The organism is Mycolicibacterium elephantis DSM 44368 (assembly GCF_004014805.1).
Classification (GTDB): domain Bacteria; phylum Actinomycetota; class Actinomycetes; order Mycobacteriales; family Mycobacteriaceae; genus Mycobacterium; species Mycobacterium elephantis.
In genome coordinates, this window is sequence record NZ_ATDN01000004.1 from 1 (window position 1) to 15,162 (window position 15,162).

General features: G+C 69.2%; 14 protein-coding genes and 1 pseudogene. 12 read left to right on the forward strand and 3 right to left on the reverse strand.

The genetic code is table 11. The features are described 5' to 3' along the window. From ftsY to MELE44368_RS04190, 4 genes are all read left to right on the forward strand, one after another. Nucleotides 1–994: signal recognition particle-docking protein FtsY (gene ftsY / locus MELE44368_RS04175; protein WP_128107344.1), on the forward strand; the 994-nt coding region annotated here is incomplete at its 5' end. Between the two features lie 183 nt (nucleotides 995–1,177). Continuing rightward, nucleotides 1,178–2,533, forward strand: coding sequence for an ammonium transporter (locus MELE44368_RS04180; RefSeq protein WP_128107345.1), 1,356 nt, complete (start codon nucleotides 1,178–1,180; stop codon nucleotides 2,531–2,533). A gap of 33 nt (nucleotides 2,534–2,566) precedes the next feature. Next, complete coding sequence (locus MELE44368_RS04185; protein WP_018600748.1) at nucleotides 2,567–2,905, forward strand: P-II family nitrogen regulator; 339 nt, start codon at nucleotides 2,567–2,569, stop codon at nucleotides 2,903–2,905. Nucleotides 2,906–2,984: 79 nt separating this feature from the next. Next, the gene (locus MELE44368_RS04190; RefSeq protein ID WP_128107346.1) at nucleotides 2,985–5,459 is read left to right on the forward strand and encodes a [protein-PII] uridylyltransferase; all 2,475 of its coding nucleotides are present in this window, start codon (nucleotides 2,985–2,987) and stop codon (nucleotides 5,457–5,459) included. Here MELE44368_RS04190 and MELE44368_RS04195 read toward each other — a convergent pair. After that, nucleotides 5,456–6,357 (reverse strand): annotated as a pseudogene (locus MELE44368_RS04195) (arginase family protein). The gene MELE44368_RS04190 and the pseudogene MELE44368_RS04195 overlap by 4 nt on opposite strands. 131 nt (nucleotides 6,358–6,488) lie before the next feature. Here MELE44368_RS04195 and ffh point away from each other — a divergent pair. Together ffh and MELE44368_RS04205 are read left to right on the forward strand one after the other, a co-directional pair. Continuing rightward, nucleotides 6,489–8,042 carry a signal recognition particle protein gene (gene ffh, locus MELE44368_RS04200; protein ID WP_128107347.1) on the forward strand — a complete coding sequence of 518 codons (1,554 nt, stop codon included), beginning with the start codon at nucleotides 6,489–6,491 and terminating at the stop codon, nucleotides 8,040–8,042. Further along, complete coding sequence (locus MELE44368_RS04205; protein ID WP_128107348.1) at nucleotides 8,039–9,112, forward strand: amidohydrolase family protein; 1,074 nt, start codon at nucleotides 8,039–8,041, stop codon at nucleotides 9,110–9,112. Before ffh ends, MELE44368_RS04205 begins: the two co-directional genes overlap by 4 nt. Nucleotides 9,113–9,185: 73 nt before the next feature. On the opposite strand, the gene MELE44368_RS04210 is transcribed toward MELE44368_RS04205, so the two are convergent. Both MELE44368_RS04210 and MELE44368_RS04215 read right to left on the reverse strand, forming a co-directional pair. Beyond that, the gene (locus MELE44368_RS04210; RefSeq protein ID WP_128107349.1) at nucleotides 9,186–10,022 is read right to left on the reverse strand and encodes a D-alanyl-D-alanine carboxypeptidase family protein; all 837 of its coding nucleotides are present in this window, start codon (nucleotides 10,020–10,022) and stop codon (nucleotides 9,186–9,188) included. A 160-nt stretch (nucleotides 10,023–10,182) separates the two neighbouring features. Then, nucleotides 10,183–11,061, reverse strand: a complete 879-nt coding sequence (locus tag MELE44368_RS04215) for a D-alanyl-D-alanine carboxypeptidase family protein (protein ID WP_128107350.1) — start codon at nucleotides 11,059–11,061, stop codon at nucleotides 10,183–10,185. Nucleotides 11,062–11,092: 31 nt separating this feature from the next. On the opposite strand from MELE44368_RS04215, the gene MELE44368_RS04220 reads away from it, so the two are divergent. The 6 genes from MELE44368_RS04220 (at nucleotide 11,093) to trmD (ending at nucleotide 15,053) form a co-directional block, all read left to right on the forward strand. Beyond that, nucleotides 11,093–11,512: a nuclear transport factor 2 family protein gene (locus MELE44368_RS04220; RefSeq protein WP_128107351.1), complete on the forward strand. Its 420-nt coding sequence runs from the start codon at nucleotides 11,093–11,095 to the stop codon at nucleotides 11,510–11,512. Between the two features lie 4 nt (nucleotides 11,513–11,516). Beyond that, nucleotides 11,517–12,854, forward strand: coding sequence for a magnesium transporter (gene mgtE / locus MELE44368_RS04225; RefSeq protein ID WP_128107352.1), 1,338 nt, complete (start codon nucleotides 11,517–11,519; stop codon nucleotides 12,852–12,854). Nucleotides 12,855–13,016: 162 nt separating this feature from the next. Next, the gene (rpsP, locus tag MELE44368_RS04230; RefSeq protein WP_128107353.1) at nucleotides 13,017–13,589 is read left to right on the forward strand and encodes a 30S ribosomal protein S16; all 573 of its coding nucleotides are present in this window, start codon (nucleotides 13,017–13,019) and stop codon (nucleotides 13,587–13,589) included. Between the two features lie 8 nt (nucleotides 13,590–13,597). Further along, on the forward strand, nucleotides 13,598–13,840 hold the full coding sequence (locus MELE44368_RS04235; RefSeq protein ID WP_003881089.1) for an RNA-binding protein: 243 nt from the start codon (nucleotides 13,598–13,600) through the stop codon (nucleotides 13,838–13,840). Nucleotides 13,841–13,857: 17 nt separating this feature from the next. Beyond that, nucleotides 13,858–14,376 (forward strand): ribosome maturation factor RimM, encoded by a 519-nt coding sequence (gene rimM / locus MELE44368_RS04240; protein ID WP_128107354.1) that lies wholly within the window; start codon nucleotides 13,858–13,860, stop codon nucleotides 14,374–14,376. Continuing rightward, nucleotides 14,376–15,053 (forward strand): tRNA (guanosine(37)-N1)-methyltransferase TrmD, encoded by a 678-nt coding sequence (gene trmD, locus MELE44368_RS04245; protein ID WP_128107355.1) that lies wholly within the window; start codon nucleotides 14,376–14,378, stop codon nucleotides 15,051–15,053. Before rimM ends, trmD begins: the two co-directional genes overlap by 1 nt. The last annotated feature ends 109 nt before the right edge of the window (nucleotides 15,054–15,162 follow it).

Here is a 15,162-nt window from a genome sequence, read left to right on the forward strand (position 1 = left end):
GCCCGCCGAGCCCGCGCCGCCCGCGGAGCCGAAACCGCCCGCCGAGCCCGCCGCGCCGGTCATCGAGGAGATCGCCCCGCCCGAAGGCCGGCTGGAGCGGCTGCGCGGACGGTTGGCCAAGTCGCAGAGCACGCTCGGTCGCAGCATGCTCGGCCTGCTCGGCGGCGGTGACCTCGACGAGGACTCCTGGGAGGCGATCGAGGACACCCTGCTGATCGCGGACCTCGGTCCCGTGGTCACCGAATCGATCGTGACCGCCCTGCGGTCGCGGATGGCCGCCGCGCGTGTGCGCACCGAAGCCGACGCCCGCGCGGTGCTGCGCGAGGTGCTCATCGAGCAACTGCAACCCGACCTGGACCGCTCGATCAAGGCGCTGCCGCACGCAGACAAGCCGTCGGTGCTGCTGGTCGTCGGGGTGAACGGCACCGGAAAGACCACGACGGTCGGCAAGCTCGCGCGGGTTCTGGTCGCCGATGGCCGCCGGGTCGTGCTCGGCGCGGCGGACACCTTCCGCGCCGCCGCGGCCGATCAGCTGCAGACGTGGGCGTCGCGGGTCGGTGCGCAGGTGGTGCGCGGGCCCGAGGGCGCCGATCCCGCGTCGGTGGCGTTCGACGCCGTCGACGTGGGCATCGAGTCCGGCGCCGACGTCGTGGTCATCGACACCGCGGGACGGCTGCACACCAAGACCGGTCTGATGGACGAACTCGGCAAGGTCAAACGGGTGGTGAGCCGCCGCGCCCAGGTCGACGAGGTGCTCCTGGTGCTCGACGCCACAGTCGGGCAGAACGGGCTGCCGCAGGCCCGGGTGTTCGCCGAAGTCGTCGACATCACCGGGGTGGTGCTGACCAAGCTCGACGGCACCGCCAAGGGCGGGATCGTGTTCCGCGTCCAGCAGGAACTGGGTGTCCCGGTCAAGCTCGTCGGCCTGGGCGAGGGCCCCGACGACCTCGCGCCGTTCGAGCCCGCCGCCTTCGTCGACGCGCTGCTGGGCTGAGCCGCCGGACCGCACCGGTCCACCGCAACGCCCGCCGCCCACGGCGAAACATGAGCGTAACGATGTCCGCGGACGCGTTCACATCGACGAAACGCACACGCATCACCGGTGAAACGCCGGGCGCAGAGTCTCTTCGGGAGGACCGATCTCTATCGGCCCACGTCCCAAGGAGGTTCACACAAAGTGCTTCTAGCCTTACCAGACGACGCGTTCGCGCCTTTCGGCCCCGGGGGCTTGAGTTCCGGCGATACCGCATGGGTGCTCACGGCCGCTGCGCTGGTGTTGTTCATGACACCGGGCCTGGCGTTCTTCTACGGCGGCCTGTCCCGCCAGAAGTCCGTTCTCAACATGATGATGATGTCGTTCGGCTCCATCGGCGTCGTCAGCGTCATCTACGTGCTGTGGGGCTACTCGATGTCGTTCGCCTCCGCGCACACCGGCCAATCCGACATCCTGGGCATCTTCGACAATCCGTTCGCGCTGTTCGGGCTGAGCCCCCTCCTGGAGACCAAAGAGGTCGGCGCCGACACCCTTTTCGTGCTCGGCGGCTTCGGCACGGTGCCCGCGATCGTCTGGGCGGGCTTCCAGCTGACGTTCGCGGTGATCACCGTCGCCCTGATCAGCGGCGCGATGGCCGAACGGATGAAGTTCGCGACCTGGCTGGTGTTCGGTGCGATCTGGGTGACGGTGGTGTACTTCCCCCTGTCCCACATGGTTTGGGGCGGTGGGCTGCTGTCGGGCGCCGAAAACAGCATTGCGTCATGGATGTTCGGCTACGACGCGGAAGCCGGCGCGGCCACCGTGGCGCCCATCGACTTCGCCGGCGGCACCGTCGTCCACATCAACGCCGGTATGGCCGCGCTGGTGCTGGCCATCCTGGTGGGCAAACGAAACGGCTTCGGCAGGATGGCCTACCGGCCGCACAACATCCCGTTCGTGATGCTCGGCGCGGCGATCCTGTGGTTCGGGTGGTTCGGCTTCAACGTGGGATCCGAGGGCGCGGCCGACATGATCGCCGGCCAGGTCTGGGTCAACACCACCGCTGCGACGGCGGCGGCGATGCTGGGCTGGTTGGTGGTCGAACGCATCCGCGACGGTAAACCGACCAGCGTGGGTGCGGCATCGGGGATCGTCGCCGGCCTGGTCGCGATCACCCCGGCCTGCGGTGCGTTGTCTCCGATCGGCTCGCTGATCCTCGGCGCGATCGCCGGTGCGCTTTCATCGCTGGCCGTGAGCCTGAAGTACAAGTTCGGTTACGACGACTCGCTCGACGTCGTCGGAGTTCACCTCGTCGCCGGCCTCTGGGGCACCATCGGCATCGGCCTCCTGGCCACCGAAACGGGCCTGTTCTACGGCGGCGGTATCAAACAACTGGTGGTGCAGGCTGTTATCGCATCGGCCGCAGTGGTGTTCACTGGGATCATGACCGCGATCATCGCGTTCATCGTCAAGCCGATGGGGTGGCGGGTGAGCCTCGAGAACGAGGAAACTGGTATCGATGAGACCGAACACGCTGAAACGGCTTACGAGCTCGCCTGAGCGGCGACAATTTCATCGGAAGGGAACAACTACATGAAGCTGATCACGGCGATCGTCAAGCCGTTCACGCTCGAAGACGTCAAGACGGGGCTCGAACAGACGGGAATTCTCGGAATGACCGTCAGCGAGGTCCAGGGCTATGGGCGCCAGAAGGGTCACACCGAGGTGTACCGCGGCGCCGAGTACTCCGTCGATTTCGTACCGAAGGTGCGGGTGGAGGTCGTGGTCGAGGACTCGGCAGTCGACAAGGTGGTCGACGTCATCGTGCAGGCCGCCCGCACCGGAAAGATCGGGGACGGCAAGGTGTGGGTCAGCCCCGTGGACACCGTGGTGCGGGTGCGCACCGGCGAGCGGGGAGCCGACGCCCTTTGAGCCGCATCTGAACTCGAGAGGTCGTCGTCCGGCCCCGCACCGTGAGCATCGATTTGGTTGAGGCCGGGAGAGGACACCGATGACAGAGCAGACACCCGATCCCGTCTCCGGCGCCCCCCGATGGGCAGCGCCGGAGGCGGGATCTGCTCGTCCGGCCACCGATCTCGCCGCCGCGAGTGAACAGCTGCTCTCCGGAGCGACGCACCAACTGGACTCGGCCGCGCTGCGTGAGGCGCTGCTGGAGCTGCACGAATTCTGGTTCACCACAAAGGCCAACGAGATCGGCATCACACCAGACAGCGGCTTCGCGATCGTCGCGACAGGCGGGCTGGGCCGCGGTGAGCTGGTGCCCTACTCCGACCTGGACCTGACACTGCTGCATGACGACCTACCCGCCGACGTCGTCGGCAAGGTCGCCGAACTGCTGTGGTATCCGTTGTGGGACGCCAACATTCGTATCGACCACAGCGTGCGCACGGTGCCCGAGGCCTTGCGGGTCGCAGGCACGGACATCTCGGCAGGCCTGGCGATGCTGGAAGCACGCCCTATCGCAGGCAACGCCGATCTGGCGTCGGCACTGATCAGCGGCGCCCGCCGCCAGTGGCGTACCGGCATCGCCTCGCGGTTCGACGAACTCGTCGAGCACAGCAAGGCGCGGTGGCAGCGCAGCGGTGAGATCGCGCACCGCGCCGAACCGGATCTCAAGTGCGGTCGCGGCGGCCTTCGCGATGTGCAACTGCTCAACGCGCTGGCCATCGCGCAACTGGCTGACGTCTATCCCAGCCGGTCGTCGGCGTCGCCGAGCACGACGCTGGGCGAGGCGCACCTGGCGCTGCTCAACGTCCGCACCGAACTGCACCGGGCGGCCGGACGCGGACGCCAGGTGCTGCTGGCCCAGCATGCCGACGAGATCGGCGCCGCACTGCAGATCGGTGACCGATTCGACTTGGCGCGCATGCTTTGCGATGCCGCACGCACCATCAGTTTCTACGTCGAGGCCGGGTTGCGCACCGCGGCCAACGCGTTGCCGCGCCGCGGTCTGGCCGCGTTCCGCAGGCCCATGCGCCGTCCCCTCGACGAAGGGGTCGTCGAGTTCGCCGGTGAGGTGATCCTGGCCCGCGACGCCCGGCCGCAGCGCGACCCGGGACTGGTGCTGCGGGTCGCGGCGGCGTCGGCCACCACCGGCCTGCCGATGGCGGCCTCCACGCTCGGCCGGCTGGCCGAGACCGCGCCGGAGTTACGTGCGCCGTGGCCGCGCCAGGCCCTCAAGGACCTGCTGGTGATGCTGGCCGCGGGACCGGCCACCGTGACCACCATCGAGGCGCTGGACCGAACCGGCTTGTGGGGCAGGCTGTTTCCGGAGTGGGGCGCGGTGCGTGATCTTCCGCCGCGCGACGTCGTGCACATCTGGACGGTGGACCGTCACCTCGTCGAGACCGTGGCGCGGGCGAGCGCGTTGACCACCCGGGTGTCCCGTCCCGACCTGCTGGTCCTCGGCGCGCTGTGCCACGACATCGGCAAGGGCCGCGGCGGTGACCACAGCATCATCGGCGCCGAGCTGGCCGTCCAGATCGGCACCCGGCTGGGCCTGTGGCCTTCTGACGTCGAGACCCTGTCGAAGATGGTGCGCTACCACCTGTTGCTCGCGCACACGGCGACGCGGCGAGATCTGCAGGATCCGAAGGTGATCGCCTCGGTGGTCGACGCGCTCGACGGCGACTCCGTGCTGCTGGAACTGTTACATGTGCTCGCCGAGGCGGACTCCCTGGCCACCGGGCCCGGCGTGTGGGGCGACTGGAAGGCCTCGCTGATCGGCGACCTGGTGCGGCGGTGCCGCCTGGTGATGGCCGGACAGCCGCTGCCGCAGCCGGACCCCATTGACCCGCATCATCTTTCGCTGGCCGCAGACGACGGTGTGCATGTCGAGCTGGTGCCGGGGGACAGCCCGCAGATCTACCACGTCACGATGATCGCCCCCGACCGGCGGGGCCTGCTGTCCAAGGCGGCCGGGGTGTTGGCGTTGAACTCGTTGCGGGTGCACTCGGCGTCGGTCAACGGCCTGTCGGGCTCGGCGATCAACACCTTCGTCGTCTCCCCGCATTTCGGTTCGCCGCCGTCGGCGGAGTTGTTGCGCCAGCAGTTCGTGCTCGCGCTCGACGGCGATCTGGACGTCCTGGAATCGCTGGACCGCCGCGAGAGCGATGCCGCGCAACACGGCACCGCCCGCGCCGGGCAGACACCGGCGGGGGTGCCGATCAACCACGTCGTGGCCCCGCCGAGGATCCTGTGGTCCGACGGTGCCGCGCCCGGCGAGCAGGTGGTGCAGGTCCGCAGCATCGACCGCGCGGGCCTGTTGGCACGGCTGACCGCGGTGTTCGAGCGTGACGGTGTCGACATCGCGTGGGCCAAGGTCACCACGCTGGGGTCATCGGTGATCGACGTCTTCGGCATCACCGGCGGCGCCGGGACCCGCGCCGACATCGAGCGTGACCTGTTCGCGGTGCTGCCCGCACCGCCCGCCCGGCCGGCGAAGCAGGTCGCCGACGCCGGCTAATCCGGTGGCCCGCCGACGTCGGGGTGAAGGTAGGCCGGTCCCGGCAACTCCAGGCGGCGCATCGCCAGCCCGGTCAGCGCCTCGAAAATCGCGCGTCGGGCGTTCATCGTCGTGGTGTAGCCGGGATCGAGGTGCGGCGCCACCTCGACGACTTCCATTCCGACGACCGGGGTTTCGTGGCAGATCCGCCGAATCGCCGGCAGCAGTTCGCGCTTGGTCAGGCCGGGCGGCTCAGGGTGCCCGTGCCGGGGGCGAACGCGGGATCCAGCACGTCGATGTCCAGCGACAGGTACAGGTACTCCGGTCCGTCCAAGGCCTCGCTGATGGCCTGCTCGAGCACGGTGTGAAACCCGCGCCGGTCGATCTCGGCCATGAAGTGTGTGCGCAGCCCGTTCTCCCGCATCCACTCGAACAACGCGTCGTCGGGCGCCACCGCACTGCGCAGGCCGATCTGGATGAAGTTGCGGCCCGGGATGTGCTCGTCGTCGATCAGCCGACGGATCGGCTCCATCGAGTTCTCGATGCTCAACGGGTCCACGGGCGCGTCGCCGTAGTCGACGACCGTGAGCACCTCGAACGGGTGCACGCGGGTGCTGTCGTTGACGAGCATCCGCGGCGAGTGGGCCAGCACCCGTTCGTCGGCGCGGATCCTGCGCGGGCCGAACGCGGCGCCGCGATGGCCCATCGACATGTCGACCGGCGCGCCGAGCACGGCCACATCGACGGCCCCGGCGCGCAGATCGTCCTGGTTGAGGCACAGCGGCAGACCGAACAGGGTGGCGATGCCCGCGTAGGCGGGGGTGAACTGGTAGCGCTGGAGGTTGATGGGACCCGGTTCGCGATGCGGGTCGCTTGAGCGGTCGAGGGGCGCCCTCCAGGCCTCTCCCGACAGATCCATGACATTTCTCCCATGCAGGTGCCGGTGGGTCCAGCAGAACCTACGTGACAACGCCCGAAGTGTCTCGTATTCGCCGCCGCCGGCGAGGCGGGCTCCGATGGGGTCCGTGGATGCCAAGTAGTCTTGGCCTCGTGTTTGAATCCTTGTCCGACCGGTTGACCGGCGCCCTGACGGGGCTGCGCGGCAAAGGCCGGCTGACCGAAGCCGATATCGACGCGACGGCCCGCGAGATCCGGCTGGCGCTGCTGGAAGCCGACGTGTCGCTGCCCGTCGTGCGCGACTTCGTGGCCCGCATCAAGGAGCGCGCCAAGGGCGCGGAGGTGTCGGCCGCGCTGAACCCCGCCCAGCAGGTCGTCAAGATCGTCAACGAGGAGCTCATCGCCATCCTCGGCGGCGAGACCCGCCAGCTGGCGTTCGCCAAGACCCCGCCCACCGTGATCATGCTCGCGGGCCTGCAGGGCTCGGGTAAGACCACGTTGGCGGGCAAGCTCGCCAAATGGCTCAGCGACCAGGGGCATACGCCGCTTCTGGTGGCGTGTGACCTGCAGCGTCCCGGCGCGGTCACCCAGCTGCAGATCGTCGGCGAACGCGCGGGCGTGCAGGTGTTCGCGCCGCATCCGGGCGTGGGACCCGACGGCGAGGCGGACGCCGCGCCCGGCGATCCGGTCGCCGTCGCCGCCGCCGGCGTGGAAGAAGCCAAAGCCAAGCACTTCGACGTCGTCATCGTCGACACCGCGGGCCGGCTGGGCGTCGATGACGAGCTGATGAGCCAGGCCGCGGCGATCCGCGACGCCATCGAACCCGACGAAGTGATCTTCGTCCTCGACGCGATGATCGGCCAGGACGCCGTCACCACGGCCGAGGCGTTCCGGGAGGGCGTCGGCTTCACCGGCGTGGTGCTGACCAAGCTCGACGGCGACGCCCGCGGTGGCGCGGCGCTCTCGGTGCGCGAGATCACCGGCGTCCCGATCCTGTTCGCGTCCGCAGGCGAGAAGCTCGAGGACTTCGACGTCTTCCACCCCGACCGGATGGCCAGCCGCATCCTCGGGATGGGCGACGTGCTCACGCTGATCGAGCAGGCCGAGCAGGTCTTCGACGCGCAGAAGGCCGAGGAGGCCGCCCAGAAGATCGGCAGCGGCGAACTGACGCTGGAGGACTTCCTCGAGCAGATGCTGGCGATCCGCAAGATGGGCCCCATCGGCAACCTGCTGGGCATGCTGCCCGGCGCCGGGCAGATGAAGGACGCGCTGGCGGCCGTCGACGACAAGCAACTGGACCGGCTGCAGGCCATCATCCGCGGCATGACCCCCGAGGAGCGCGCGGACCCGAAGATCATCAACGGATCGCGGCGGCTGCGCATCGCCAAGGGGTCCGGCGTGACCGTCGGCGAGGTCAACCAGCTCGTCGAGCGGTTCTTCGAGGCCCGCAAGATGATGTCGCAGATGGCCGGTCAGATGGGTATGCCGTTCGGCCGCAAGAGTTCCCGCAAAGGCAAGAAGGGCAAGAAGGGCAAGAAGGGCGGCAGGGGGCCGACGCCGCCGAAGGCGCGCAATCCGCTCGGCGCGGGAATGCCCGGGCTGCCGGCGGGCTTCCCGGATCTGTCCGACATGCCCAAAGGCCTCGATGAGCTGCCGCCCGGGCTGGCCGACATCGACCTGTCGAAGCTGAAGTTCCCGAAGAATTGACCCGCCTGCATCTGCGCGGGCGCGGGCTGCCCGACGACGAGCCGGTCGAGTGGTGGATCGTCGATGGACTGCTGAGCGCCGAGCCCGTCGCCGATGCCACCACGGTGTTCGACGGCGGCTGGATCCTGCCCGGCCTTGTCGACGCGCACTGCCACGTCGGCCTCGGGGACCACGGCGCGCTCGACAACCTCGACGACTGCATCGCGCAGGCCGCAGTCGAACGTGACGTCGGTGCGCTGTTGTTGCGTGACTGCGGCTCGCCCATCGACACCCGCCCCCTCGCCGAGCACGGCGACCTGCCGGAGATCATCCGCGCAGGCCGTCACCTGGCCCGGCCCAAGCGCTATCAGCGCGGGTTCGCGATCGAACTCGACGACGAGTCCGCGCTGCCCGAGGCGGTGGCCCAGGAAGCCCGGTTCGGCGACGGTTGGGTGAAGCTGGTCGGCGACTGGATCGACCGCGACGTCGGCGACCTGGCGCCGCTGTGGTCCGACGAGGTGCTCAAGGCCGCCATCGACGCCGCCCACGCCAACGGCGCGCGCGTCACCGCGCACGTGTTCAGCGAGGACGCGCTGCCCGGGCTGATCAAGGCCGGCATCGACTGCATCGAACACGGCACCGGGCTGACCGACGACACCATCGAGTTGATGGTCGAGCACGGCACCGCGCTGGTGCCGACGCTGATCAACGTCGAGAACTTCCCCGGCATCGCCCAGGGCGCCGCCAAGTACCCCGCCTATGCCCAGCACATGCGCGACCTCTACGAGCGGTGCCCGCAGCGAATCGCCGCCACGCGCGAGGCGGGCGTGCCGATCTACGCGGGCACCGACGCGGGCAGCATGGTCGCCCACGGCCGCATCGCCGACGAGATCGACGCGCTCAAGGGCATCGGGATGAGCCCGACGCAGGCGCTGGGCGCGGCCTGCTGGGACGCCCGTGAGTGGCTGGGCCGGCCGAGCCTGCAGCACGGCGCCCCGGCGGACCTGGTGTGCTTCCGCGAGGACCCGCGCACCGGCGCGGCCGTCGTCAACAACCCCGATCTGGTGATGCTGCGCGGGGTCACCTTCTAGCGCGAGCAGACGCGAAAACCCCTATTTCCGCGCCGTTTTGGGGGTGTATGCGTCTGCTCGCCGGGGGAGACGCTCACCGGGGCTGGGTGAAGCCCCAGTCCAACAGCTTGATCGCCTGCCCGTAGAGGTCACCGCTGCCGTACAGCTGGGCCACCACCAGCCGGCGCCCGTTGCGTTCTGCCGCACCGACATACGTCTTGCGGGCCAGGTTGGTGTAGCCGGTCTTGCCGACCAGCGTGCCGGGATAGCGCTTGAGCAGCTCGTTCTGGTTGACGATGGTCTTGGGCCCGTTGTCGGTCGGGAACAGCGACGACGGCTGGCGCACGATCGCGGCGAACACCGGATACCGCAACGCGGCACGGTAGATGACGGCCAGATCGTTGGCGGTGGTGACCGATTCCATGCCGGGCCCGTCCAACCCCGACGGCGAGGAGGCGCGGGTGGTGCGCGCGCCCAGCGCCGCGGCCTTGGCGTTCATCCGCGCGACCGCGACACGGTAGCCGCCGAGCCCGTCGGCCAACGTGTTGGCGGCGTCGTTGCCCGACACCAGCATCAGGCCGTCGAGCAGCTGGCGCACGGTGTACGCCCGGCCGGCTTTGACCCCGGCACACGAACATTCCACGTCGGCCGCGGCCTGAGAAGCGCGGATCACCGCGTTGAGCGGAAGGTGGTCGAGCACCACCATCGCCAGCAACGCCTTGATGGTGCTGGCCGGCGGGTGCGGTTCATAGGGGTTGCGGGAGGCCAGAATTCGGCCGCTGTCGAGGTCGGCAAGCAACCACGCCTGCGCCGGCCCGTCAGGCAGGGTGACGGCGCCAGACGGTCCGACACCGGGCTGTGCGAACGCCGGGCCCGCGACACCCACCGCTGCCGACAGCGCAATGGCCAACGCGGCCAGCAGCTTTCGCATGGCCGCCGAGCGTATTCACCGTGGTCGCCAACGCGATCTCGACTGTGTTGCGATTCGGCAACTTTCGCGAGCAGACGCATACACCCCCAAAACACCGCCGAAATGGGGGTGTTCGCGTCTGCTCGCCGGCTGATTTCGTGCCCGCGCCGGGAAGGTCGGGTTACAGGTAGCCGATGCCGGCGTTCGGATCGAGCGCGAAGCCCCAGTCGAACAGGCTGGCCGCCTGGTCCCAGTAGGTGGGCTGCCCGGGCTTGTCCATGCCGAACATCAACGCCACCACCAGCCGGCGGCCGTTGCGTTCGGCGGCGCCGACGAACGTCTTGCGGGCGATGTCGGTGTAGCCGGTCTTGCCGCCGATCGTGCCGGGATAGCGCTCGAGGAGCTCGTCCTGGTTGACCAGCACCTTGTCACCGGCCTTGGTCGGGAACACGGCGGTCGGCTGGCGGGTGATCTGGGCGAACACCGGGTTGGCCATCGCGGCGCGGAAGATGACCGCGAGGTCGTGCGGTGAGGACCACATCGCGATGCCGGGACCGTCCAGCCCCGACGGCGAACCGGCGTTGGTGCCGTACGCGCCCAGCAGCGCGGCCTTGGCGTTCATCTTCGTCACGGCCACGTCGTGGCCGCCGAGCATGGTGGCCAGCGTGTTCGCGGCGTCATTGCCCGACACCAGCAGCAGCGCCTCGAGAAGCTGGCGGGTGGTGTAGACCATGCCCGGGGTCACGCCCGCGCAGTTGCATTCGACCTTGGTGTCGGCCTCGTTGGCGACGACGGTGGCGTCCAGCGGCAGCTCGTCGAGCACCGTCAGAGCCAGCAGCACCTTGATGGTGCTGGCGGGGGCGTACTGACCGAACTCGTCCCTGGCGGCCAGCACGGCACCGCTGTCCATGTCGGCGACGAGCCAGGCTTGGGCCGGGCCCTCGGGGGTGGGCACCGAACCCGCGGGTTGCTCGACGCTCATCGGCGCGGCCGTCGCCGCCGCGGACTGTCCGAGCAGCAGGCACAGGGCGGCCGTCACGACGATCACCAGCCTTCGCATGGGCGGCAGCTTAGTCGTGTTGAATCGACACATGCTGAGCCTGGGCGAGATTTCGGATCGGTTGGAAATTCAGCAGCTGCTGATCGACTACTCGACGGCCATCGACCAACGAAAATTCGACGACCTCGACCGGGTGTTCACCCCCGATGCCTATATCGACTATCGGGCGATGGGCGGTATCGACGGCCACTATCCGCAAGTCAAGGTATGGCTGACCGAGGTGCTGCCGAACTTTCCCGCCTACGCGCACCTGCTGGGCAACTTCGACGTCCGCATCACCGGTGACACCGCGTCGTCGCGGACCCTGTGCTTCAACCCGATGGTGATGGGCGGGGAACAGAACCAGGTGCTGTTCTGCGGGCTCTGGTACGACGACGAGTTCGTCCGCACCCCCGAGGGTTGGCGGATGAGCCGTCGGGTCGAGACCAAGTGCTTCGACAAGCTGGTGTGACGCCATGACCGAGGAGCGGGTCAAGACGATCGAGCGCGCGCTCGGCATCACCGACCTGGCCGAGCTCAAGTCGGCGGTGCGCGCGTTGACACCCGCCGAGGTCGTCGAGGTGCTCGAGCGCCAGGACAGCACCGACCGCGCCGTGCTGTACCGGTTGCTGGGCAAGGACCAGGCGCTTCGGGTGTTCGAGGCGCTGGACCCCAGCCTGCAGAGCGACCTCGTGAGCGCACTGCAGCACGACGACGTCGCCGCCTTGTTCGCCGGCATGGAACCCGACGACCGGGTGGAACTGCTCGACGAGCTGCCCGCGTCGGTGGCCCGGCGGCTGATGCGGGGGCTACCCGCCCGTGAGCGCGAGATCACCGCGGAGATCCTCGGATATCCGCCGGGATCGATCGGCAGGCGGATGAGCCCGGAGTTCGTCGCCCTGCGCGCGAATCTGACCGCGGGCCAAGCACTGTCGGTAGTCACGCAGCGGCTGGCCGACGCCGAGACCGTCTACACGCTGCCGGTCACCGACGACCACCGGGTCGTGGTGGGCGTCGTCAGCCTGCGCGACCTGATGAGCGCCGCACCCGACACCCCGATCCGCGACATGATGCAGGACGCGCACGTGGTGCGGGCCACCGACGACGCCGAGGAGGCCGCGCGCCGGTGCGCCATCCTCAAAGTGCTTGCGCTTCCGGTGGTGGACAGCGAGTCGCGCCTGGTCGGCATCCTCACCGTGGACGACGCGCTGCGCATCCTGGAGACGGCCGAAACCGAGGACCAGGCCCGGATGAGCGGCACCGAGCCACTGCGGCGGCCCTACCTCGCCAGCCCGGTGAGCGCCCTGGTCCGCTCGAGGGTGGTCTGGCTGCTGGTGCTGGCGATCGGCGCGACGCTCACCGTGCAGGTGCTCGAGGTCTTCGAGGCCACCCTGAGCCAGGTGGTGGCGCTTGCCCTGTTCGTGCCGTTGCTCATCGGAACCGGAGGCAACACCGGCAACCAAGCCGCCACCACGGTGACGCGGGCGCTGGCGCTGGGCGACGTCGGGACCCGAGACCTCGCCAAGGTGGCGGCGCGCGAGTTCAAGGTCGGCTTCTCGCTCGGGTTGCTGCTCGGTTCCGTGGCGTTTGTGGCGACCACCGCGGTCTACGACCGCCAGCTGGGCACAGTGATCGGGCTGACGCTGCTGGCCGTGTGCACGATGGCCGCCACCGTCGGCGGCGTCATGCCGTTGCTGGCCCGCGCCGTGCGCGCCGATCCCGCGGTGTTCTCGAACCCCTTCATCACCACGTTCGTCGACGCCACCGGTCTGATGATGTACTTCCTGATCGCGCGGGCCGTTCTGGGCATCTGACCGGATTTCCGCTGGATGGCCCGGTTCTGGCACAATGGTCGGCTGTCCGCCCACGACTACGGCTGTGCGGCGGTCACACACGTAAGGCAAAACCGGACCGGGGCAGTCCCGCCCCGGTCGCTGAATTGCCGGCGTGGCAATCACAGGAGAAGTCGCTCAACCATGGCTGTCAAGATCAAGCTGACCCGGCTTGGCAAGATCCGCACCCCCCAGTACCGCATCGCCGTCGCCGACGCGCGCACCCGCCGTGACGGCCGCGCGATCGAGATCATCGGCCGGTACCACCCGAAAGAAGACCCCAGCCTCATCGAGATCGATTCGGAGCGCGCGCAGTACTGGCTCAGCGTCGGCGCCCAGCCCACCGAACCGGTGCTGGCGCTGCTGAAGATCACCGGTGACTGGCAGAAGTTCAAGGGCCTGCCCGGCGCTGAGGGCACGTTGAAGGTCAAGGAGCCCAAGCCCAGCAAGCTCGACCTGTTCAACGCCGCGCTCGCCGAGGCCGAGGGCGGCTCGCCGGCCGAGGCCACCCAGCCCAAGAAGAAGAAGGCGCCCGCCAAGAAGGCGGCGGAGAAGGCGACCGAGGAGTCGGCCAAGAAGGGCGTCGAAGCCGAGGCCACCGCTGACCCGTCGGGCGCCAAGGACGCATCCGAGGCGGCGGCCGAGGGTGCCGACGCGACCGCGGCCGGCGCCGCGGAGGGTGCCGCCTCGGGCGAGTCCGCGCCGGCTGAGAGCTGAGGACGGCTGTGAGCTCAGTTGTCGTCGACGCCGTCGAGCACCTCGTTCGCGGAATCGTGGACAACCCCGACGATGTCCGGGTCGACATGGTGACCAGCCGCCGGGGCCGCACCGTCGAGGTCCACGTCCATCCTGACGACCTCGGCAAGGTCATCGGCCGCGGCGGTCGCACCGCGACCGCGCTGCGCACCCTGGTCGCCGGGATCGGCGGTCGAGGCATCCGCGTCGACGTGGTGGACACCGACCAGTAGAGACCGGTAGAGGTCGCATGGACCTGGTGGTCGGGCGGGTGGTCAAGGCCCACGGAGTCACCGGCGAACTCGTCGTCGAAGTCCGCACCGACGAACCCGACGAGCGGTTCGCTGCCGGGGCCACGCTGCGCGGGCGGTCCGCCAAAGGCGCATCCGAACGGCAATACGTGATCGAATCCGTGCGCCCGCACGGCAACCGGTTGCTGGTCCGGCTCGCCGGGGTGGTCGACCGCGACGGCGCGGAGGCGTTGCGGGGCACCGTGTTCGTCGTCGACTCGGCCGATCTGCCGCCCATCGAGGACCCCGACGAGTTCTACGACCATCAACTCGAAGGGCTGCAGGTCCGCACGGTCGACGGCGTCGAGGTCGGCACCGTCGCCGAGGTGTTGCACACCGCCGCGGGCGAACTGCTCGCGGTGCGGTCCGGTGACCGGGAGGTGTTGGTGCCGTTCGTGAGCGCCATCGTCACGAACGTGTCGCTGGCCGACGGCGTGGTCGAGATCGACCCGCCGGAGGGTCTGCTGGAGCTGAGCTGATGCGCATAGACGTGGTGACGATCTTTCCCGACTACCTCGACCCGCTGCGGCAGTCCTTGCCGGGCAAGGCGATCGAGGCCGGCATCGTCGAGCTCGTCGTGCACGATCTGCGGCGCTGGACCCACGACGTGCACCGCTCCGTCGACGACGCGCCGTACGGCGGCGGGCCCGGCATGGTGATGAAGGCGCCGGTGTGGGGCGAGGCGCTGGACGAGATCTGTACCGAGGAAACGCTTCTGGTCGTGCCGACCCCCGCAGGCCGGCTGTTCACCCAGCGCGACGCCCAACAGTGGAGCACCGAGAAGCACCTGGTGTTCGCCTGCGGGCGCTACGAGGGCATCGACCAACGCGTCGTCGAGGACGCGGCCCGGCGGATGCGCGTCGAGGAGGTGTCGATCGGCGACTACGTGCTGCCGGGTGGCGAGTCGGCGGCGCTCGTGATGATCGAGAGCATCGTCCGCCTGCTGCCCGAGGTTCTGGGCAATCCCGCGTCCCATCAAGACGATTCGCATTCGCATGGCTTGCTGGAAGGGCCCAGCTACACCCGGCCGCCCAGCTGGCGCGGCCTGGACGTGCCGGAGGTGCTGCTGTCGGGTGATCACGCCAAGATCGCGGCGTGGCGTCGCGAACAGAGCCTGAAACGCACGCGTGAGCGCCGCCCGGACCTGCTGGATTGACCGGCGAGCTGGGGCCCACCGCGCAGCGAGCAGACGCGAAAACCCCCTGAAGAGGCCGAAATTGGGGGTTTTCACGTCTGCTCGGCGGACCCGGCTCGGCGGAGAAGCC